Annotated in this window: 19 protein-coding genes and 1 pseudogene; 9 read left to right on the forward strand and 11 right to left on the reverse strand. The window is 65.5% G+C overall.

The features are described from left to right. Window positions 1–173: 173 nt before the first annotated feature. The 6 genes from MUG98_RS15960 to MUG98_RS15985 all read right to left on the reverse strand — a co-directional run bounded on the left by MUG98_RS15960 (window position 174) and on the right by MUG98_RS15985 (window position 6,344). Window positions 174–1,424 carry an RNA-guided endonuclease InsQ/TnpB family protein gene (locus tag MUG98_RS15960; RefSeq protein WP_265108427.1) on the reverse strand — a complete coding sequence of 417 codons (1,251 nt, stop codon included), beginning with the start codon at window positions 1,422–1,424 and terminating at the stop codon, window positions 174–176. 94 nt (window positions 1,425–1,518) lie between these two features. Continuing rightward, window positions 1,519–1,908, reverse strand: coding sequence for a hypothetical protein (locus tag MUG98_RS15965; RefSeq protein WP_265108428.1), 390 nt, complete (start codon window positions 1,906–1,908; stop codon window positions 1,519–1,521). 200 nt (window positions 1,909–2,108) lie between these two features. Continuing rightward, a complete protein-coding gene (locus tag MUG98_RS15970) occupies window positions 2,109–2,261 on the reverse strand; it encodes a hypothetical protein (protein WP_265108429.1) in 153 nt (50 codons plus the stop codon). 61 nt (window positions 2,262–2,322) lie between these two features. Then, window positions 2,323–3,273 (reverse strand): phytoene/squalene synthase family protein, encoded by a 951-nt coding sequence (locus tag MUG98_RS15975; RefSeq protein ID WP_265108430.1) that lies wholly within the window; start codon window positions 3,271–3,273, stop codon window positions 2,323–2,325. Between the two features lie 65 nt (window positions 3,274–3,338). Beyond that, a complete protein-coding gene (locus MUG98_RS15980) occupies window positions 3,339–4,973 on the reverse strand; it encodes a bacterio-opsin activator domain-containing protein (RefSeq protein WP_265108431.1) in 1,635 nt (544 codons plus the stop codon). Window positions 4,974–5,075: 102 nt separating this feature from the next. Next, window positions 5,076–6,344 (reverse strand): ornithine cyclodeaminase, nickel-pincer nucleotide-dependent, encoded by a 1,269-nt coding sequence (locus MUG98_RS15985; RefSeq protein ID WP_265108432.1) that lies wholly within the window; start codon window positions 6,342–6,344, stop codon window positions 5,076–5,078. A gap of 133 nt (window positions 6,345–6,477) precedes the next feature. Between MUG98_RS15985 and MUG98_RS15990 the strand changes: the two genes are divergently transcribed. From MUG98_RS15990 to MUG98_RS16015, 6 genes and pseudogenes are all read left to right on the forward strand, one after another. After that, a complete protein-coding gene (locus MUG98_RS15990; RefSeq protein ID WP_265108433.1) occupies window positions 6,478–7,692 on the forward strand; it encodes a PGF-CTERM sorting domain-containing protein in 1,215 nt (404 codons plus the stop codon). Between the two features lie 221 nt (window positions 7,693–7,913). Continuing rightward, window positions 7,914–8,285 carry a hypothetical protein gene (locus tag MUG98_RS15995; RefSeq protein ID WP_265108434.1) on the forward strand — a complete coding sequence of 124 codons (372 nt, stop codon included), beginning with the start codon at window positions 7,914–7,916 and terminating at the stop codon, window positions 8,283–8,285. Window positions 8,286–8,317: 32 nt separating this feature from the next. After that, window positions 8,318–8,479 (forward strand): hypothetical protein, encoded by a 162-nt coding sequence (locus tag MUG98_RS16000; RefSeq protein ID WP_265108435.1) that lies wholly within the window; start codon window positions 8,318–8,320, stop codon window positions 8,477–8,479. A gap of 100 nt (window positions 8,480–8,579) precedes the next feature. Beyond that, window positions 8,580–8,711: a hypothetical protein gene (locus MUG98_RS16005; protein ID WP_265108436.1), complete on the forward strand. Its 132-nt coding sequence runs from the start codon at window positions 8,580–8,582 to the stop codon at window positions 8,709–8,711. A gap of 210 nt (window positions 8,712–8,921) precedes the next feature. Further along, window positions 8,922–9,143 carry a DUF2196 domain-containing protein gene (locus MUG98_RS16010; protein ID WP_265108437.1) on the forward strand — a complete coding sequence of 74 codons (222 nt, stop codon included), beginning with the start codon at window positions 8,922–8,924 and terminating at the stop codon, window positions 9,141–9,143. A 96-nt stretch (window positions 9,144–9,239) separates the two neighbouring features. After that, window positions 9,240–10,097 (forward strand): annotated as a pseudogene (locus tag MUG98_RS16015) (YihY/virulence factor BrkB family protein). Window positions 10,098–10,176: 79 nt separating this feature from the next. Here MUG98_RS16015 and MUG98_RS16020 read toward each other — a convergent pair. The 4 genes from MUG98_RS16020 to MUG98_RS16035 all read right to left on the reverse strand — a co-directional run bounded on the left by MUG98_RS16020 (window position 10,177) and on the right by MUG98_RS16035 (window position 13,580). Further along, window positions 10,177–11,049 (reverse strand): ABC transporter permease, encoded by an 873-nt coding sequence (locus MUG98_RS16020; RefSeq protein ID WP_265108438.1) that lies wholly within the window; start codon window positions 11,047–11,049, stop codon window positions 10,177–10,179. Next, window positions 11,046–11,966 carry an ABC transporter ATP-binding protein gene (locus MUG98_RS16025; RefSeq protein ID WP_265108439.1) on the reverse strand — a complete coding sequence of 307 codons (921 nt, stop codon included), beginning with the start codon at window positions 11,964–11,966 and terminating at the stop codon, window positions 11,046–11,048. Before MUG98_RS16025 ends, MUG98_RS16020 begins: the two co-directional genes overlap by 4 nt. A 191-nt stretch (window positions 11,967–12,157) precedes the next feature. Next, window positions 12,158–13,060: an ArsR/SmtB family transcription factor gene (locus MUG98_RS16030; RefSeq protein ID WP_265108440.1), complete on the reverse strand. Its 903-nt coding sequence runs from the start codon at window positions 13,058–13,060 to the stop codon at window positions 12,158–12,160. 19 nt (window positions 13,061–13,079) lie between these two features. Then, on the reverse strand, window positions 13,080–13,580 hold the full coding sequence (locus tag MUG98_RS16035) for a helix-hairpin-helix domain-containing protein (RefSeq protein ID WP_265108441.1): 501 nt from the start codon (window positions 13,578–13,580) through the stop codon (window positions 13,080–13,082). A 238-nt stretch (window positions 13,581–13,818) separates the two neighbouring features. Between MUG98_RS16035 and MUG98_RS16040 the strand changes: the two genes are divergently transcribed. From MUG98_RS16040 to gdhB, 3 genes are all read left to right on the forward strand, one after another. Next, a complete protein-coding gene (locus MUG98_RS16040; protein WP_265108442.1) occupies window positions 13,819–16,716 on the forward strand; it encodes a bacterio-opsin activator domain-containing protein in 2,898 nt (965 codons plus the stop codon). A 112-nt stretch (window positions 16,717–16,828) separates the two neighbouring features. Beyond that, window positions 16,829–16,969: a rubrerythrin-like domain-containing protein gene (locus MUG98_RS16045; RefSeq protein ID WP_265108443.1), complete on the forward strand. Its 141-nt coding sequence runs from the start codon at window positions 16,829–16,831 to the stop codon at window positions 16,967–16,969. A 2-nt stretch (window positions 16,970–16,971) separates the two neighbouring features. After that, entirely contained in the window at window positions 16,972–18,273 is a 1,302-nt protein-coding gene (gene gdhB / locus MUG98_RS16050; RefSeq protein ID WP_265108444.1) for a glutamate dehydrogenase GdhB, read from the forward strand. A 60-nt stretch (window positions 18,274–18,333) separates the two neighbouring features. On the opposite strand, the gene MUG98_RS16055 is transcribed toward gdhB, so the two are convergent. Further along, complete coding sequence (locus MUG98_RS16055; protein ID WP_265108445.1) at window positions 18,334–18,960, reverse strand: phosphoribosyltransferase; 627 nt, start codon at window positions 18,958–18,960, stop codon at window positions 18,334–18,336. Between the last annotated feature and the right edge of the window lie 15 nt (window positions 18,961–18,975).

Consider the following 18,975-nt stretch of genomic DNA (forward strand, 5'->3'; position numbering starts at 1 on the left):
CGATCGAGTTGTTTTGGGGCCGCTCTCGAGCAGCATCTCGAAGCGACGAGACGGCCGTACTCGAATCGTTACTGAGACTGTCGTAACGAGAGCAACACGGGAGTCCCGAAGTGACATCCTCCTCGCCGTAAACGGCGAGGCTTCCCGTACCGCACGTTGGGATATTTGCTGGTCTACGAGACGGCCTGCTCTCTCGTCCGAAACGTCCCGCTCTCGCGGTCGAACAGGTGTACCGATGGCTGTGCCACACAGCCGTTACTCCTATCCTCACTGTGAGGACTCGGAGTTATCTTCTGACGCATATTCTCCGCCCCGTTACAATCCGCGTTTCCAACCAACTCACACGACGAGCAAACGTACAGGCCACGTTCAACACGGTTCGACTTCGTATCGTCGCCACATCGTGAACACGTCTTCGAGGTGTCCCACTCATTCTCCTTCAGCACCTCAACGCCGCGTATCTCGCCTTTGTAGTCGAGGTACTGGTAGATACGGTCGAACGCCCACGAGTGCAACTTCTTGTTGCCGATCTTGCCCCAGTCCGACTCTCGCACGTCTTCAGGCCAACTCACCGCAAGCGTGCCAACACCACGTTCGACACACTCGGCGATGATGGCGTCCGTGAGAACGTGGTAAAAGTGTGTCTCACGTTCCGCAAGTTTCCGACGTGCCCACATCGACTTCTCCGAGGGGCCGTTCTCACCCTCAGTGTCATACTCTGCTCGCGTGAAGTAGTGCTTGTCTTCTTTGAGCGAGTTGCCGGGGTACAGGACGTAGTCGTCGGGGAAGGCGACTGTGGCGATGTTCGCGATGCCAAGGTCGATACCTGCAACTTCGTCGCCTGCCGAGTCGTTGGTTTCGAGTTCGACCTTGCAGACGAAGTGCAATTCCCACTCGTCGCCGTTCCAGACGGCACGAACGTTCTGCACCTTGTTGACTTCCGAGAGATCAACGTCTGGTCGGGTCTGGTACTCGCAGAGGATGAAGTCCGACCAGTTCTCTTTGAGGTTCGAGCCTTTCGAGAGTCGGACGCGGTTGTTCTCGGGGTCGTGTCTGAAGCCGTCTGCTTTGAACGTCACCGTAGAACGCGGTCGGGTGTCGCCGTGTTTGCGGTAGCCGGGCGGATTCGCCTCTGGGTCTTTCTGTCGTAGGTCGAACCACGACTGGAAAGCGTCAGAAAGTTCTTCAATGACTTTCTGACTGGATTGCGCGTTCAGGTCTTTCCAGCACGACTGGTTCTTCATATATGCTTTCAGCGCCCCTTCGTCTGGGATTTCGCCGGTTGCGTCCCAGATGCGATCGGCTGTCCAGCGTGCGACGTTCCAAATTTTGGAGGCGGAATCTCCGAGCGAGTCGAGGCCACCACACACCTGTCGGTGGTTCTGGATGGAACCAACGTAGGTGCGCGTAACCTCAATCGCCATACATAGCCTATGTAGACAAACTTACTTAATAGTGTGGATTAACGTGGAATATCCGTCCTGCCATCGGCGGTGGGTTGTGGAGGCGTTGTCGGATTCACTCCCGCCGTAAACGGCGGGATTCTCTCCTCGCAGAAAGATAGACGACCAGAAAAGCACCGATAGCCGCGAGAACCGACGGAGCGCCGGCGATCACCGTTCCCGCAACGTAGAGCGCGGTGAACGCGATCGTAGTCTGCGCACAGGCGACGAGTATCCACACGACGGCCTTCCGCGTCCGATCGTACTTCGGCCAGTGATCCTCGTAAACTGTGGGAACTCCGACCGCCAGCGCCGTCAAGAGGAAGAAACGTCCGGCTATCCCGTCCGTGTTGGATTGAAAGACGTTCGCCGTAGGGATAGCGACGACGATCGCCGTAAGCGTTGTAATAGTACGCTGTGTCGTGGCCCATTCGCGGATCCTGGAACGCGCACCCGTAGTCGGCATAGTAACTAGCTCATACGAGAGATAAACATATCTCCGGATATTCTTTGAAATTAGTCCCGTGTATGACGGTCCCTCGCCGGACGGGTGGTGACCGAACAGCGCGAGACGAGTCGGATGTATCTACCTGTTCCGAGACCGGAGAGAGCGGTCCGTCGTTCGTCTTCGATCGACGATCGGGACGACCTGCAGCTGCAGCGCACTTAGACGAACAGGTTACTGAGCGGTTCGCCGAACTGGAGCAACAACAGCACGGCTGCGAGCGTGATCGTCAGCCAGACGGCGAGGCTGATCGCGGTCGTTCGAACGCCTTCCCGATCGATCGCGAGCGGATCGTGTCCCGAATCAGTACGCATACGTGACGATCAGGATCGCCGATCCAACGAATTTCGACCCAAAATATAGAGGGGGTTGACGTTATCGCGTCGGCACGTGATCGCTCGGGCCCGGACTGTGGCGGTCCTGTTCGACCGCCGGAATCGCCGAGACGCGCTGGAACACCGCCTCAGGGTCGCGGTTCCAGTGCCAGTGCCAGCGGGTCTTCGCGAGACACCACAGTTTCCGCGCCGTCGACAGCGACGGCTCGGTCGAGAGCACGTCGTACCCCTGGTCGTGGATGACGGCGTGGTGTTCGGCGTAGAGCACGGCCGCGAGCAGGACCGGAAGCTGACAGTCCTCCGGGAGATACCGGATTCCGGCGACGCCTTCACGGTAGAGGTCCTCCGTTCGCCTGAGTTCCTCGGCCATCGCCGCTCCGAACGAGTCCGAGTACTCGAGCCGTTCGATCTGCTCGTCCGGAACGCCGTGTGCACGAAGGGTCTCCTGGGGGACGTAGATCCGATCGCGTTCGACGACGTCCTCGCGGACGTCCCGCAGGAAGTTCGTCATCTGGAAGGCTTCACCGAGTTTGATCGCGTGCGGGAGGGCGGTCTCCGGGTCGTCGGGTTCCATGATCGCGGTCATCATCACGCCGACCGCCGCGGCCGAACCGCGCATGTACTCCTCGAGGTCGGCGTAGGTCTCGTACCGGCGTCGATCGATGTCGGTGGCCATCGCGTCGAGGAACTCCTCGACCTCCTCGTCAGCGATCCCGTACCGCTCGCGCAGTTCCTGGAACGCCTCGAGGACGGGATCGTCCGGCTCGACCTCGCCCAGCGCTTGCGCCCGGAGCCGCTCGAGTTCGGCCCGCTGTCGTTCGGGCGACACGCCAGCCGCGTCGTCGACGACTTCATCCGCGATCCGAAAAAACGCGTAGAGGACGTGCGTCGCGTTACGCACCCGTTCGGGGAGGAATCGCGTCGCGAGATAAAACGTTTTGCCGGTCCGTTTCTGGATTGCTTTGCCAGCGTCGATGTGTTCCTGTTGCATTCTCGTCCTCGTATCAACCTAACTTCAGTCGGGTGTCTACGATACGACAGGAGTATATAAAAGGGCTATCCCTCACTAGTAGGGTGAAAGTATTCGCTGTTGAATAGTTCGTCGAGCAGCTTCCGCTGGGCCGTTCGGAGATGCTGGTGGAACGTCGATCGAGAGATGCCCATCGTCTGGGCGAGATCCTCGCCGGAGACGTTTCGCGGCCACGCGAAGTAATCCGCGTAGTAGGCCTTTCGCAACGCCATCAGCTGGCGATCGGTCAGTTCCGACTCGAGCCGGGCGGCCAGGTCCTGCGGCGTCCGCGTCGGTTCTTCACTCTCGTGGTAGCTTATCAACTCGACGTGGTCGTACCGATTCGCGAGCAGGTCGTAGACCGAGCGTGCCGACTGTCCGCTCGGGAGTTCGACGGTCAGATCGGCGATCCCATCGCCGGCGTCGAACCGGCGGATCACCGCGCCGTGCTCGCTCAGCGAGGTCACGACGTCCTCGTCGACGGCGACCTCCAGCAAGGTCCCGCCGTCGTGTTCCGTCAGCTCCGTCACCGACGAGACCGCGTCGAGCCCCTCCACGATCGCCGCGACGTCGTCCACCCGATCGACGTGGAAGAAGACCAGCGGGGTGCCGTCTTCGTCTGCGGTGAGCCCCCGGTAGGAGACGACCGAACCGAGTTCGTCGGCGAGTGCGGTGACGAACAGCGACGGGTCCTCGATCGCCAGTTCGAGTTCGACGACGGTGTCGATCGTGAGCATGCGGCGGGCCTCGATCGCGTTCATCGCTGTCGCGATCGTCCCGGCGAGCGACTCGAGGACGAGCAGTTCCCGCTCCCCGAAGACGTCCGGTTCGTCGGCGAAGAGGACGAGGACGCCGTACGTGACGTCGCCGTACACGACCGGCAGCGCGGCCACCGACTGGAACCCCGATCCGGCCCCCGAGGGCCACCACCGATCGGCGTCCTCGAACCCGTCGACGTCCTGGACGACCGCTGGCTCGTCCTCCTCGAGCGCCCGGACGGCCGGGTGCGATCGAGCCGACGCGAGGGCGAGTTCGCCGTCCTCCAGCGGCAGGTCGGCCGAACTGGCCCACTCCCGGGGCGTGATCCGCTGGTTCGTGACGTCTGCACGTCCGATCCACGCGAGGACGTACGAGTCGGACCCGATCAGCCGCTCGCAGACCCGCCGTTCGATCTCGGGCCGCGTCCCGGCACCGACCGCGGCGTCGGTCACGTCCCGGACGAGCCCGTCGATCCGCTCGAGCACGTGTTCGAGCGCCGCCCGTTCGTCGCGGAGCCGATCGGACGTCGCCTCGGTCTCGAGTTCCGCCAGTTTCCGATCGGTGATGTCGAGGTGGACGACGGAGATCCGGATCTCGTCGCCGACCGTGAACCGGCTGGCCCGCATCAGGAACCACTGCTTTTGCTCGGGGGAGTGGCAGGAATACTCCATCGCGAACGTCTCCCGATCACCTGCGAGGACGGCTTCGAGGCCGGCGACCGCCCGCGCGGCGTGCTCGTCGTCGGCGTCGGCGGCCGTGGCGATGTAGTTGACGCCGACGTCGTCGGCGTCGGTTCGTTGCTCGGCTCCGAATTCCCGCCACGAGCGATTCGTCAGGAGAATGGTACCCCTTTCGTCGAGAACAGCGACTGTGATGGGGAGCGTATCGAGGGTCGCTGCGGCGAGCGAGTGCCGTTGGACCATCAGGAGATGCTTCGTCGCGAATCGGCTTAACACGCATGCCCCGTCGTCGGTCACCGGACGTGATCTGGCCACCCGCGTAGCGTCGGGTCCGATCGCGCCGACCTACGCGAGCAGTTCGTCGCGCAGCATCGGGATGAACGTCCCGATGTCGGTGACCATGCCGATCGCCTGGGCGCTGCCCCGATCGAGCAACTGGGTGACGGTGGCGGGGTTGATGTCGACGCAGACGGTCTTCGTCGTGGAGGGGAGACAGTTCCCGACGGCGACGGAGTGCAGCAGCGTCGAGAGCATGAGCACGAGATCGGCCTCGTGGGCCTGTTCGCGGATCGCGTCCTGGGCCTCGATCGCGTCGGTGATCGTGTCCGGGAGCGGCCCGTCGTCGCGAATCGAACCGGCGAGGACGTAGGGGACGTCGTTGGCGACGCACTCGTACATCACGCCCTCGTCGACGATCCCCTCCGTTACGGCCTCCTCGATGCCGCCGACGCGGCCGACCTCGCTGATCGTGTAGATGTGGTGTTTGTGACCCTTGCGGGGGTGTTCGAGCGATTCCGTGTCCATCCCGAGCGAGGTGCCGTACAGGTCCCGTTCGAGGTCGTGGACGGCGAAACCGTTGCCCGCGCTGATCGCGTCGACGTAGCCCGCACGGACCAGATCGGCGAGCGCGTCCCGGCCGCCGGAGTGGACGATCGCCGGGCCGCAGACCGCGAGGACGGTGCCGTCGTTCTCGTTGACCTCGCGCATCTCGTCGGCGATTTCGGCGATGAGCGACGCGGACGGGCGCTCGCTGGAGACGCCGCCCTGCATGAAGCCGAAGGAGCCGCTGCCGTTGCGCGGTCGTTCCGGCGGTTCGACGCGGATCCCGGTGTCGCCGGTGACGACGAGATCGCCTTCCTCGACGGCGTTGAGCACTTTCGTGTGGACTCGCGGGGAGGAGTCGTCCTCGCCGGCGGTGCCGGCTCCCTGCGGATCCTCCGGATCCGCTCGCTCGACGACGAGCGCGCAGTCCATCTCCGGGCCCTCGACCTCAACCCACTCGCCGTCGACGCGGACGTAGGTCGGGTGGTTCGTCGTCGAGTAGAAGTCGACGGGGACGACCTGGTCGTCGGGTGCGGCCTCGAGCGTGGCGTCGCGGGGATCGGCAACGGTCGCGCCCTGCTGGTTGAGTTCGTGGAGGATGGCTCGCAGGTCTTCTTCGGTGTCGGCCAGCACCCGCATCCGGCAGTACGTCTCGGCGTGTTTGTGGCGGCCGACCTCGAACTCCTCGACCTCGAACTCGCCGCCCATGTCCATCACGACCCCGAAACAATTGCCCATCGTCCCCGAGTCGATGATGTGCCCCTCGAGTTCGACGGTGCGCGAAACTGTCATCGGGAAGGGGTTGGCGGTCCGGGACCGTGAATGTGTGCGTCTCGGACCGGCGACACCGATCGACCAGGCCCGACCTCGAACCTAACAACTCAACTGAGGAGAATTTAAGTAATTGCGGTATCCATCCGCTCGTATGTATCGATTCGTCCTTTTCGTCACAGTATGCGTCCTCGCAACGCCGATAGTCACAACGGGAGCCGTCGGCGCGAGCGAAGAATTGACAGTTAGCGTTCACGTCGTCGACGACGCTGGTGCGGACGTCGCCGGCGCGACGGTGACCGCGTCGTGGGACGGTGGCAGCGAGACGAAAGAGACCGCCTCGAACGGCCAGACGCTCATCGACGTCCCGAGCGGCGCGGACGTCGCGATTACCGCCGAGCACGATGGTCTCGTCCAGAACAATCCGAAAGAGCTCGGCACCGTCAAAGACCACACCGACGTCGCGGTCGAACTCTTCCCCGAAACCAACGCGACGGTCACGGTCACCGACGGTGAGGCCGCGATCGACGGAGCGACGGTCACGCTCACCAAGATCGACGACGACCGCCCGGCCGCAACGGGAACGACCGACGGTGACGGCGAGATCACGGCCGAGGGGATCGAGGAAGGCGAGTACGACGTCACGGTCGAACGAACGGGCTATTACGACGAATCGGCGGTCGTCGACTTCAGCACGACCGGCGAGACGTCGATGGTGCTGGAAACGGGTACCGTCGACGTGTCGGTCGCGATCACCGACCGCTACCTCGAGGAACCCCTCGAGACGGAGGTGACGTTCCGCAAGGACGGTGAACACGACGCGACGGTCTCGACGAACGAAAACGGCCAGCGGACCATCCCGCTCGACGTCAACACGGAGTACACCGTCGTCGTCGAGAAAGACGGCTACGGCGAACCCGCACGCGAAATCGTCGTCGGCGAGTCGGACCGTACCGTCAACTACCGGGTCGTGCGGGAAACCGCGGTGACCCTGGAGGCGATGAACGAACGCGTTCTCGTCGGCGAAGGCGTCGGCATCGACGTCACCGACGAGTACGGCGAACCGATCGAGGGTGCCGAGGTGCGCCTGAACGGCGACGCGGTCGCGACGACGGCGGCCGACGGTTCGGCGAGGGTTTCGATCGACGAGGCTGGCGAGTACGAACTGACCGCCGTGGCCGAGGACACGACGTCCGAGGCGGTCACCGTCGAAGGGGTCGACCCCGATGCCGACGACGGGGAAGACGAGTCCGAAGATCCGGCCGGAAACGAATCCGACGACGCGGACGACTCGGTTCCCGGCTTCGGCGTGCTGGTGGCGGTCGCCGCGCTCGCCGGTACGATGCTCGTCTACCACCGTCACCGGTAGAGTCAGTCGGATCGACGTTCGAGACCGGATAGAACGTCTACCGGTGAATCGAACGTCTCACCGATCGTGAACCAGTGACACTGCCGGGCGGAACCGGCAGATACCCGCCTCGAACAATTGATCTGACGCGTCCGGACTGTAGTTATGAAACGCTCACATTGAGTGGCGCCCTGCCAAACGTTTGTCTCCCTCTTCGTGGACACCCTCGACGGAGATCACTCGTGTCGGAACACCAGCCCAGATCGAAGACGATCGAACTGTGGATCCGTTCGTTCGCACCCGTGGCGACCGAACCGACCCAGGAGCGGGCCCTCGAGCGCGACGTGGCGACGGATCCGGTGAGTACGGACGAGGGAAGTCGAGAGAGCGACGACGGGATCTCCGACCGGACACGGACGAGGGACGGCCCCCGCCGACGGAGCCGAGTCGTCGGGTCGTCGCCGACCGGTTCGAACCGACCCCACGTCACGCGCACCACCTGTCACCCGCGTCCCGGTCCGTCGCCCGGCCGATCCGAGGCCCGGCGCGGACCCGCGACCAGCGCCGATCGAGGAGACGACGCCGTGCGTTCACTCGCTGTCGGAGAGGACTAACTTATATGCTACTCTACATCATATGACACGGTATGGCAGGTGAATCTGCGACAGTCGAGCACTCACGGTGTCGGAACTGCGGCTTCGAGGCACCCGGTGGTTCCGACGAGTGGATCAGGATCGACGTCCCGAAACTCGGTCGAATGACCCAGTGTCCCGCCTGTGAGAGTACGGACGTCATCACACGACGCTAACCGAACGGACTCCCCGATCGGCGTCCGGCGACGGGGACCGAGACGCGATGGGAACGGACCACCGGACTGGCTCTTGCTCCTCACGATCGTACCGACCGGAATGTCGTACGACCACGATCCGGACGGATTGCCGGTGATCGACGCCGAGTGGCGGGCCGGATTCGGCGACGACCGGATCGAGACGAGTCGACACCAGCCACTGGATGCGCCGGATCGAGGGCGTGTGTACTAACTGCGGCGGACGCCTCGACCGTTCTTCGACGGCGGTGCCGGGCCGATCGGAACGCGCTACTGTCACAACACCCTCACGCTCGAGTTCGACACGGGGGAGCGTCGGAGCAACGGACGCGAGGGAGAGCGATCCCTGAACGATTTCTGACCGGCCGCCATCGAGACGATTGCAGACAGTATCCGTTTCCGTCGAAACGGCACACCATCACCCGTGTCCGAGGAACGCCCGACTGCAGACGACCTACGCCAGGGACTCACCGTCGAAATCGTCCGGGGCGATCAGGACGTGCAGTCGACGGAGACGGAGCCGATAGTCGGCGAAATCGGCACGATCTACGGGGACGAGCCAGAAGGACCGGAGGTCGAACCGAAGAGTGGCGTCGTCGGTCACGTCCGGTCGGTCGTCCACGACGAGTCGACGACCCGGGACTGACGGCGGACAGGAGGGCGAATTCGCGGTTCGATCGGGTCGTCGATCCGGTTCCACTGCCGGCCAAATCGATTTCTATCGGGCCGTCGTCGACACGGTATGGCTGACTCCGGGTTGGTCACGCTCGTCCGGGACGTCACCGCAGTCGCTCGCGAGCGCCAGATCACCGTCAAATCCGCGGGCCTGGCCTACCACGCGTTCAACACGCTCGTCCCGCTCGTCATCCTGCTGCTCGTCGGCATCACGCTCCTCGATGCGCTCGAACCGCTCGTCCGGGCGCTCGAGTCGGCGACCGGACTCGAGGGTGCAGTGACCGACGACGGACTCGAGAGCGTGACCGGCAACGGTGGCGGCAACCTCGTCCGGGCGGGGATCCTGGCACTCGTGATCCTGCTGTGGAGCGCAGTCCGGTTGTTCCAGGCGGTCAACAGCGCTTTCACCGACGTGTACGGGGCTCGAAAGGACCAGTCGTACGTCGAGAACGCGGTGACGGTAACGATCGTGACGATCGTCAACGCCGCGCTCGTCACGGCGACGCTCGCAGTCGGCGTCACGCTGGTCGGCGTTCTCGGCGTCAGTCTCTCGATCCTCGTGGGCGGCGTCCGGGCCGTCGTTGTCAGTAGTCTCCTCCTCGCGCTGCTCCTGACCGGACTCTTTCTCCCGATGTACTACCTCTTTCCCCAGCCCGACGTTTCGATCGGCGAGGTACTCCCCGGGACGGTCTTCGCCGCACTCTCGTGAACCGCGCTCGCGATCGGGTTTCGCGTCTACGTCGCCGCCTCGGAGAGTATCGCCCTGTTCGGAATCGCCGGCGCGATCCCGTTGATCCTCACGTGGGTCTACCTCGGCGGACTCTGCTTGCTCCTCGGGGCCGTCCTCAACGCCGTCCTCGCCGATCGGGCCGACCCCGAGAAGGGCTGGGTACCCGTGCGAGACGTCTGGTCGAAGGACGCCTGACGTCCGTGGTTGTTGAAAAGCCGATCGAAAGGGCACGCCACTCTCGTCGCAGGTCCCTCGGCTGCGATCGGATACCCACCTAGAGGTCGGCGGCGTCGAACCGGTAGTAGCCGACGACGAACGAGACGACGAGCCAGAGCGCGAGCACGACGAGACCGATCTCCGGCGAGGCGAAGAACGGCTCGGCCTCCGCCGGGGCCGCCTCGACGCCGACACCGGCTCCCCCGGGATCGGCCCCGGCGACGTCCGCGAGATCGGGCAACAGCGCGACGACCGACGAAAGGTACGCCGACGACGGCGAGAGCTGCATGACGAAGAACACCCAGTCAGGGGGCCGTGCCGGAAGCGTGAACCCTTCGGCGACGTAGAGCAGACCCATCGGAACGACGTCCCAGAGCAGTTCGAAGACGACGAAGAACCCGAGCGCCAGCGTCGTCGCCCGCGACGTCGACCCGGTCGTCGCGGAGATGCTCACGACGATTCCCGCGTAGATGGCCGCGAACGCCAGCGTCGTCAGCACGAACACCAGAGTCGCGACGGGGTCGATCTCGCCGAGGAGCGCGGCTCCGATCCCGAGTCCGACTACCAGCCCGACGCCGAGACCGAACGCGAGCACGCCGGCCCGGCCGACGAGTTTCCCGACGAACACGTGCAGCCGGTTCGTCGGGAGCGAGAGCAGCAGTTTGATGCTCCCGAGTTCCCGCTCGCCGGCGAGGGACTTGTAACAGACCACGATCGCCGAAAGCGGCACGAACAGTCCGACGAGACCGATCGTGAAGAAGATCAGGCCGCCGAAGGTGGCGGCCGTCGACGAGCCGAGCAACTCGGGTGCCTCGACGTAGGCGTAGGTCGAGATGACCGACAGTATCACGAAGATGGTGACGAGCGCCCACAGCGCCCGCGACTGGACGGCGTCCCGGAAGTCCTTCTTCGCGATCGCGACCCAGGTCATGCTTCCACCGTCCCGACCTCGTTCGTGTACCGGACGAACAGGTCCTCGAGGGACGACTCGACGACCGAGAAGTCCTGTATCGGAACTACCTCGGCGTCGATCGCGTGCAAGACGGCGAACTTGGAGACGCCGTCGACGGACACCCGGAGCCGACCGTCGTGGATCGACGCGCTCCCGACGCCGTCGAGCGCCGAAACCTGCCGGACGATCTCCTCGTCGAGCGACGAGGCGTAGACGTACAGGGTCTCCCCGATTTCGGTCGCGTCGCGAAGCCCGTCGATCGTGTCGACGGCGACGAGTTTCCCGCGATCGATGATCGCGACGCGATCGCAGACCGCCTCGACCTGTTCCATGACGTGACTCGAGAAGAACACGGTCGTCCCGCGGGCGTTCTCCTCGCGGATGATCTCGCGCATCTCGCGGGCCCCGTTCGGATCGAGTCCGGTCGAGGGCTCGTCGAGCACCAGCAGGTCGGGATCGCCGACCAGTGCCATCGCGAGGACGAGTCGCTGGCGCATCCCCTTCGAGTAGCCGCCCGCCTTCCGATCGGCGGCGTCGGCGACCCGAACCCGCTCGAGCAGCGCCATCGGATCCTCGTCGGCGGCTTTCATCTCGATGGCGAACTCGACGTGCTGGCGGCCCGTGAGCCGATCGTAGACGTGGTACGCGTCGGGCAGGACACCCGTCCGTCGCCGGACCGCCTCGCCCTGGGCCTGCGCGTCGTGACCGAGCACCGTCACGCTGCCCTCCGTCGGCCGGATGAAATCGAGCAGGATGTCGATGGTCGTCGACTTCCCCGCGCCGTTCGGGCCGAGAAAGCCGAAGATTTCGCCCTCCTCGACGGTCAGGTCGAGGTCGTCGACGGCCACGACGTCGTCGAACCGCTTCGTGAGTCCGTCGAGTTCAATTGCGGCCATGCTCACCACTCCAGCACTCTTCTACGCCGTAGATGGTCCACGTGACGAGATGCATAGAACGACTAGATCGTCACCGGAGGATAAGTATTGTTATTCGGATTACATATTGACAGCACGCGTACTCAAATATCTTTGAGAACGCGCCTGAACAGCATGGGCGCGACGTCGAGACGAGCACAGATCGGGGCCGCCTACGCGGGGTCGGCGGAATCGCCGACGTCGACGACGCCGCACTCGCCGACCTCGATCGGCAGCGTCCCGTCGCCGAACGCGATTTCGACCGTCGCGGCGAACGGGTCGGTCGAGGTGACCGCGGTCCGGACGGTCTCGGTCGTGACGAACTCGAAGAACTCCCAGAGGGGCACGGAAAACAGCGAGATGCCGTGTTCCCACAGGAACCCCACGACCGACGGATGGAATGCGGCCGTCACCTCGATCGGGAGCGTGATCACGAGCCCGCACTCGCGGCAGGTACTGACGTGCACGTAGAACGATCGGTCGCCGCGTTCGGTGCCGTCGATCCGGGTGTCGACCAGCCCGTAACATTCGGGACACACGTCCCCCTGGATCAACACGACGGTGCTCCAGATGCGGTAGCCGAAGCTAGCGACGATCTCCGACGGGGATCGGTGGGCGGACTGACTTCGGGGAAAGAAGTCGGTTACGAGGGTCGACGCGCACGAGTCACAGCGAACGACGAACCGGCCGTCGACGAGCCTCGCCACGAGTGCGTCCTCCTCGCAGAACACGCACGTGCCGTCGATCGGCCGGTCCTCGAACGACGTCGCGCTCTCGTAGAGGTCCGATCGGATCGCGCGGACGATACTGTCACCGCCGTAGGTGAGTCGATAGCCGCCGGCCGTCTCGGCGACGAACTCGCCGACGAGCCGATCGAGATGGTAGGAGAACTGGGACGTGCTATCGACGTCGACCGCGTCGTACAGGTCCGTAAACGTCATCGAGTGCCCGTCGACGCCCAGTTCCCGTTCCCTGTCGGCCAGTGCCACCAGTATCTCGAGCCGTTGCCGGTTCCCGAGCGATGCGACCGCGTCGACGACCTCCTCGTCGATCCGAGTGCTGTGATCCGTCGTCATACTCGTTCCATCGTGGCGCTCATTCGATCTCGATCCGGGAGTCGTCGAGTGCGGCCCGGATCGCCCGCGCTCGCGTCTCGCCGATGCCGTCGATCGCCAGTAGCTCCGCGCGGCTCGCGTCGGCCAGGGCCGCGACGGCCGGGTAGGCCTCGTACAGGGTTTCGGCGAGTTCGGGGCCGATGCCCTCGATACAGCCGTACATCCGTTTCGCCGTCGGCTCGCGACGGCTCGAGACGGCACCGACGGGAAGTCGACGGGTCGACGGCTCCTCGCTGTGTTTCCGGGCCAGCCGAATCGCGTAGTCGACCAGGCGGGCCTGATCGTAGAGGTCGGGGCCGGACCGGGCCATGACGCTGGAAACGTAGTCGCGGGGCGTCTTCCGTTCTATCCCGACGGAATCGACGGCGATATCGCCAGCGGGGAGTCGATCGGTGGAGACCGACGTCACGTCCGGATGGTCTCTGACGGCGGCGAGCAGGCCGGCGGGCTCCCGATCGTCGACGGTGACGGCGACGGACATACCGTGCCGTACGGCGTCGAACCGTGAACGAGTGTCGGTTTCGGTCCGCGTGCGAGCGCGCCGACTTCCCCGTCCTCCGAGTTACCCGTCCTTTCGTCTTTTTGGATCGTTCGCACGCGCGCTCACCGTCACAGAGCTCCCCTGCCCCGTCCTCGATCGCCAGACCCCGGCCCGCCCCCATCCTCGATCGGCACGATAACCGATACCTTCTATCCCGTGACGTGCGTAGTGACGACGAATGGGTACCGCAGGGATCCATAGCACCCTCCTCGTCGTCGGGTTCGAGACGGAAGTGGCGGCGACCGTCACGGCCGATGGCGTCGACGACGTCCGCGAGGTATCGACCGCGAACGAGGCCGTCGAGATGGTGGACTCGGGTTCGATCGACTGCGTCCTGACCGCCGCGACGCTCCCGGACGGGACCGGACTCGACCTGCTCGAGGCGGCTCGCGAGCGCGATACCGCACTCCCCGTCGTGCTCGCGCCGGCCGACGGCGACGAGGCGCTCGCGAGCGAGGCGATCGCCGCCGACGTCACCGAGTACGTCCCCCGCGAGGAAGGTCCGGACGCGCTCGCGGCGGCCGTCGACCGGGCGCTCGATCGGAGACGGGACCGCCGGGCGCGTCGGGCGCGAGCGCGCCAGTTCGAGGGGGTTTTCGAGGACCCGGAGACGTACTCGTGGGTGCTCGAACCGGACGGGCGAGTTCGCCGGGCCAACGAGGTCGCGCTCGCGACGATCGACGCGACCGAGGGGGACGTCCGCGGGGAACGGTTCTGGGCGCTCCCGTGGTGGAACGGTGCCGAGGACGGGCGGGCGGTGATCCGGAACGCGGTCGAGCGCGCGGCAAACGGGACGGTCACGCACCGGGAACTGACGCAGGCGGAGTCGACCGCCGACGGCGTGAGCGCCCAGGCGGAGTCGCGGACGCTCGAGGTGACGATCCGGCCGGTCCGAAACGAGTCGGGTGCGATCGTCTCGCTGCTGGCACAGGCGACCGACGTCACCGAACGGGTCCAACTGGAGACCGAACTCCGCGAGTCCGAGGAACTCCACCGCGTGACGCTCAACAACATGACGGACACCGTCCTCATCACGAACGACGAGGGGGAGTTCACCTACGTCTGTCCGAACGTCCACTTCATCTTCGGCTACACGGACGAGGAGATCCACGAGATGGGGACGATCGACGACCTGCTCGAACCGGACCTCTTCGATCGCGATCGACTCGGCGAGGAGGGTGTGTTGACGAACGTCGAGTGTACGGCGACCGACAAGGCGGGACGCGAACACACCCTGCTGGTCAACGTCCGCGAGGTCTCGATCCAGGGCGGGACGCTCCTCTACAGCTGTCGTGACATCACGAAACGCAAACGCCGCGAGGAAGCGCTGACGGCGCTGCACGGAACCGCCCGCGAACTGCTCTACGCGGAGACCGATCGCGAGATCGCCGATCGGATCGTCGCGGACGCCACCGACGTACTCGACCTCGAGGCCAGCGCCGCGTTCCTGTTCGACACCGACGAGAACCTGTTGCGGCCGGCCGCCACCTCGCCGGCGATGGAACGGTTACACGGACCGTTCTCGACCAGACGGGCCAACGGCGACACGATCTCGGGGCAGGTATTCGTCGAGGGGGAGCGGCAGTTCTTCGCGGACGTCCACGAGTCGCCCACGCTGTCGGATCCGACGACCGACGTCCGCAGCGCCGGGTTCGTCCCGCTCGGGGATCACGGCGTCTTCGTCGCGGGCTCGGCCGAGGTCGACGCCTTCGACGAGGTCACCCGGGAACTGGCGGACCTGCTGGCGGCGACCGCGGAGGCGGCGCTCGATCGGGTCGAGCGGGAACGCACGTTACGGGAACGCGATCGAGAGCTCAAGCGCCAGAACCGAAAGCTCTCTCGCCTCGACGGGATGAACGAGGTCATCAGGGAAATCGATCAGGCGCTGGTCGGGGCCGAAACTCGCGCGGAGATCGAGGAGGCCGTCTGCGAACGGCTCACCGCCGCCGAGCGGTTCTCGTTCGCCTGGATCGGCACGGCCGACCCCGCGGACGAGCGCCTCGAGTCGACCGCCCACAGCGGGTCGGAACGGGGGCGGGACTACCTCGACGGCGTCCGCCTCGGCCTCGCGGACGGAACCGAACCAGCGGTCAGGACCGCGACCGAACGCGAGGTCACCGTCGTCTCGAACGTGGTCGACCGACTCCACGACGAACCGTGGCGTGAGGCCGCGCTCGTGCGAGACTACCAATCGGTCACGAGCGTCCCTCTCGCGTACGACGAGTTCACCTACGGGGTGTTGACGGTCTACGCCGATCGACCCGACGCCTTCGACGAGACGACGCGCGCCGTGCTCGCGGAACTCGGCGAGACGATCGCGGCCGCCATCGCCGCGGTCGAACGCAAACGCGCCCTGGTGACGGACTCGCGGACGCGCTTCGAGTTCGACGTCCACGACGACGGGTTCATCTTCGCCCGCCTCGCACGGGAGGCCGACGCCCGTCTCTCGTTCGACGGCGGCGTCCGCCAGCACGAAGGCGGGGCGTCCGTGTTCGTGACGGTCGACGGTGCGTCCCCCGAGGCCGTCGCGACTGCAGCGGCTGGGCTCGTCGCCGTCGAAGACGTACAGGTGATCAGCGCCGACGACGGCGACAACGGAAGCGATACTCGCGACGGCGGTGCCGTACTCCTGGAACTGTCACGGCCGTTTCTCGCACTTCGGCTCGCGGACCACGGCGTCGTGTTGCGAAGCGTGGAAGCGACGCCGGAGCGTGCACGCGTCGTCGTGGACGTTCCGAGCACGGTCGACGAACGGGGCGGTGCCGCCGTCGTCTCGAACGCCTTCTCCGAGATCGAACTCCGATCGAAACGAACCGTCGACCGGACCACCGCCCGCGACCTTCGATCGACGCTGCTCGATCGGTTGACCGACCGACAACTCGAGGTCGTCCAGCTAGCGTACTACGGCGGGTACTTCGAATCGCCGCGGGCGAAGACGGGCGAAGACGTCGCGGAGACGCTCGACATCTCGCCAGCCGCGTTCTACCGTCACGCCCGAACCGTGCAGCGGAAACTCTTCGAAGTACTGTTCGAGGACGTCGGACTCCCGGCAAATACTGCGCCCGCCGTTGAATAGTGAACCCCCTCGCCAGTCCGGCGCTAGTTATCTGATGGACACACTCATCCTAATATCCCTAGTACAATACTAATGCGACGATCGCCCCCCGTATCCGTTCGTCGTGACTACCATGAAAGACGTCAACTACGATCCCGAGGACGAATCGACCTACGAGTGTTTCAGTTGCGGCACCGTCGTCAGCGCGTCGGCACCGGGTACGTGCCCGGAGTGCGGGGCCGACATGCGTAACCGGCGGACACCGATCGAGTAGCGATGGCGTCTCACCAGCGTTCGACACCGAGCCCGGAGCCACAGCGATCGTCGGGTGACGAACCCGAGACGGCACTCGAGACCGCTCGTCGCCAACTCGGCCGCGCCGCGGACTACCTCGAGATCGACGACACCGTCCTCGAGCGACTCAGATATCCCGGGAAAGTCCACGAGGTGACCGTTCCCCTCGAGCGCGACGACGGGAGCGTCGACGTCTTTACCGGCTATCGCGCCCAGCACGATAGCGTTCGCGGGCCGTACAAGGGCGGCCTCCGGTACCATCCCGCCGTGACCCGCGACGAGTGCGTCGGGCTGGCGATGTGGATGACCTGGAAGTGTGCCGTGATGGACATCCCCTTCGGGGGTGCGAAAGGCGGGATCGTCGTCGATCCCAAGTCCCTGAGCGACGAGGAGAAAGAACGGCTCACGCGCCGGTTCACCCAGGAAATCCGCGAGGTGATCGGCCCGACGACGGACATCCCGGCCCCGGACATGGGAACCGATTCGGCGACGATGGCCTGGCTGATGGACGCCTACAGCATGCAGGAGGGCGAAACCATCCCGGGCGTCGTCACCGGCAAACCGCCCGCAGTCGGCGGTAGTTACGGTCGCGAGGAGGCCCCGGGCCGCAGCGTCGCGATCGTCACCCGCGAAACGCTCGACTACTACGACGAGCCGATCGCGGAGACGACCGTCGCCGTCCAGGGGTTCGGCAGCGTCGGCGCGAACGCCGCTCGCCTCCTGGACGAGTGGGGCGCGACCGTCGCGGCGATCAGCGACGTCAACGGTGCCGTGTACGATCCCGACGGGATCGACGTGGCCGCGATTCCCTCACACGACGAGGAGCCGGAAGCGGTCACCGAGAACGCCGACGGGACCCGCATCTCGAACGACGAACTGCTCGCACTCGACGTCGACGTCCTCGTTCCGGCGGCCGTCGGCAACGTCATCACCGAGGACAACGCCGACGACGTGCGCGCCGATCTCGTCGTCGAGGGGGCCAACGGCCCGACCACGTTCGCCGCCGACGCGATCCTCGCCGAGCGCGGGATCGACGTCCTCCCCGACATCCTCGCCAACGCCGGCGGCGTCACTGTGAGCTACTTCGAGTGGCTCCAGGACATCAACCGCCGCGCGTGGAGCCTCGATCGGGTCCAGGACGAACTCGAGGCCGAGATGGTCGCGGCCTGGGACGCCGTCCGCGAGGAGGTCGAAGCGCGGGACGTGACCTGGCGCGACGCCGCCTACATCGTCGCCCTCTCGCGGATCAGCGAGGCCCACGAGATGCGCGGGCTCTGGCCCTGAGACACGGACACCGATCCCCCGTAGCCGCCGTTTTCCCGCGGGTGACGACGTATCGTGGCCCTATCGCCCTTCGAGGTACTCGATCGCCTCCTCGTCGGTCACCTGGCCGAACGTCCGGTAGAACTGTCCCACCGCCCGGAAGTGGTCCGGCGTCTCGAGCGCGATCACCTCGTCGGCCTCGTCCGCGAGTTCCGCGACCGATCGGGGCGAGCCCACGGGAACGGCGAGCGCGACGTACTCGGCGTCCGAATCCTGCACCTGTCGGAGACAGGCGGTCGCCGTCGCGCCCGTGGCGACGCCGTCGTCCACGATCACCACGCGCTTGTCCGCGAGATCCGGCAGGCCCGGCGAGTCGTGGTAGCGATCGGCTTTCGCCGCCGCGTTCTCGGCCTCTTCCTCGCGGATCTCCTCGAGGTACGCGTCGTCCACGCCTAACCGATCTACGAGGTCGTCGTTGTACCAGACGCTCCCGTCGCTCGCGACCGCGCCGATCGCCAGTTCGGGGTTCCCCGGCGCGCCCATCTTCCGGGCCACGACGACGTCCAGGTCGGCGTCGAGCGCGTCCGCGACGGGCCGGGCGACGGGCAGGGCCCCGCGCGGGATGCCGAGGACGACGTCGGCTTCGAAGTCGCGGCGCTCGAGTTCCGTTGCGAGTCGATCGCCGGCGTCCGTTCTGTCGTCGAACATGGACGACGGTACGAG

It is taken from the genome of Halosolutus halophilus (assembly GCF_022869805.1).
Taxonomy (GTDB): Archaea; Halobacteriota; Halobacteria; order Halobacteriales; family Natrialbaceae; genus Halosolutus; species Halosolutus halophilus.

Bases quoted from the DNA above. Each gene is read 5' to 3' on its own strand.
- MUG98_RS15980 (WP_265108431.1), bottom strand. From the start codon at position 4,973: ATGGTCCAACGGCACTCGCTCGCCGCAGCGACCCTCGATACGCTCCCC.
- MUG98_RS15965 (WP_265108428.1), bottom strand. From the start codon at position 1,908: ATGCCGACTACGGGTGCGCGTTCCAGGATCCGCGAATGGGCCACGACA.
- MUG98_RS16000 (WP_265108435.1), top strand. From the start codon at position 8,318: ATGGCAGGTGAATCTGCGACAGTCGAGCACTCACGGTGTCGGAACTGC.
- MUG98_RS15985 (WP_265108432.1), bottom strand. From the start codon at position 6,344: ATGACAGTTTCGCGCACCGTCGAACTCGAGGGGCACATCATCGACTCG.
- MUG98_RS16005 (WP_265108436.1), top strand. From the start codon at position 8,580: ATGTCGTACGACCACGATCCGGACGGATTGCCGGTGATCGACGCCGAG.
- gdhB (WP_265108444.1), top strand. From the start codon at position 16,972: ATGGCGTCTCACCAGCGTTCGACACCGAGCCCGGAGCCACAGCGATCG.
- MUG98_RS16030 (WP_265108440.1), bottom strand. From the start codon at position 13,060: ATGACGACGGATCACAGCACTCGGATCGACGAGGAGGTCGTCGACGCG.
- MUG98_RS16020 (WP_265108438.1), bottom strand. From the start codon at position 11,049: ATGACCTGGGTCGCGATCGCGAAGAAGGACTTCCGGGACGCCGTCCAG.
- MUG98_RS16040 (WP_265108442.1), top strand. From the start codon at position 13,819: ATGGGTACCGCAGGGATCCATAGCACCCTCCTCGTCGTCGGGTTCGAG.
- MUG98_RS15990 (WP_265108433.1), top strand. From the start codon at position 6,478: ATGTATCGATTCGTCCTTTTCGTCACAGTATGCGTCCTCGCAACGCCG.
- MUG98_RS16055 (WP_265108445.1), bottom strand. From the start codon at position 18,960: ATGTTCGACGACAGAACGGACGCCGGCGATCGACTCGCAACGGAACTC.
- MUG98_RS16035 (WP_265108441.1), bottom strand. From the start codon at position 13,580: ATGTCCGTCGCCGTCACCGTCGACGATCGGGAGCCCGCCGGCCTGCTC.
- MUG98_RS16025 (WP_265108439.1), bottom strand. From the start codon at position 11,966: ATGGCCGCAATTGAACTCGACGGACTCACGAAGCGGTTCGACGACGTC.
- MUG98_RS15975 (WP_265108430.1), bottom strand. From the start codon at position 3,273: ATGCAACAGGAACACATCGACGCTGGCAAAGCAATCCAGAAACGGACC.
- MUG98_RS16045 (WP_265108443.1), top strand. From the start codon at position 16,829: ATGAAAGACGTCAACTACGATCCCGAGGACGAATCGACCTACGAGTGT.
- MUG98_RS15970 (WP_265108429.1), bottom strand. From the start codon at position 2,261: ATGCGTACTGATTCGGGACACGATCCGCTCGCGATCGATCGGGAAGGC.
- MUG98_RS15960 (WP_265108427.1), bottom strand. From the start codon at position 1,424: ATGGCGATTGAGGTTACGCGCACCTACGTTGGTTCCATCCAGAACCAC.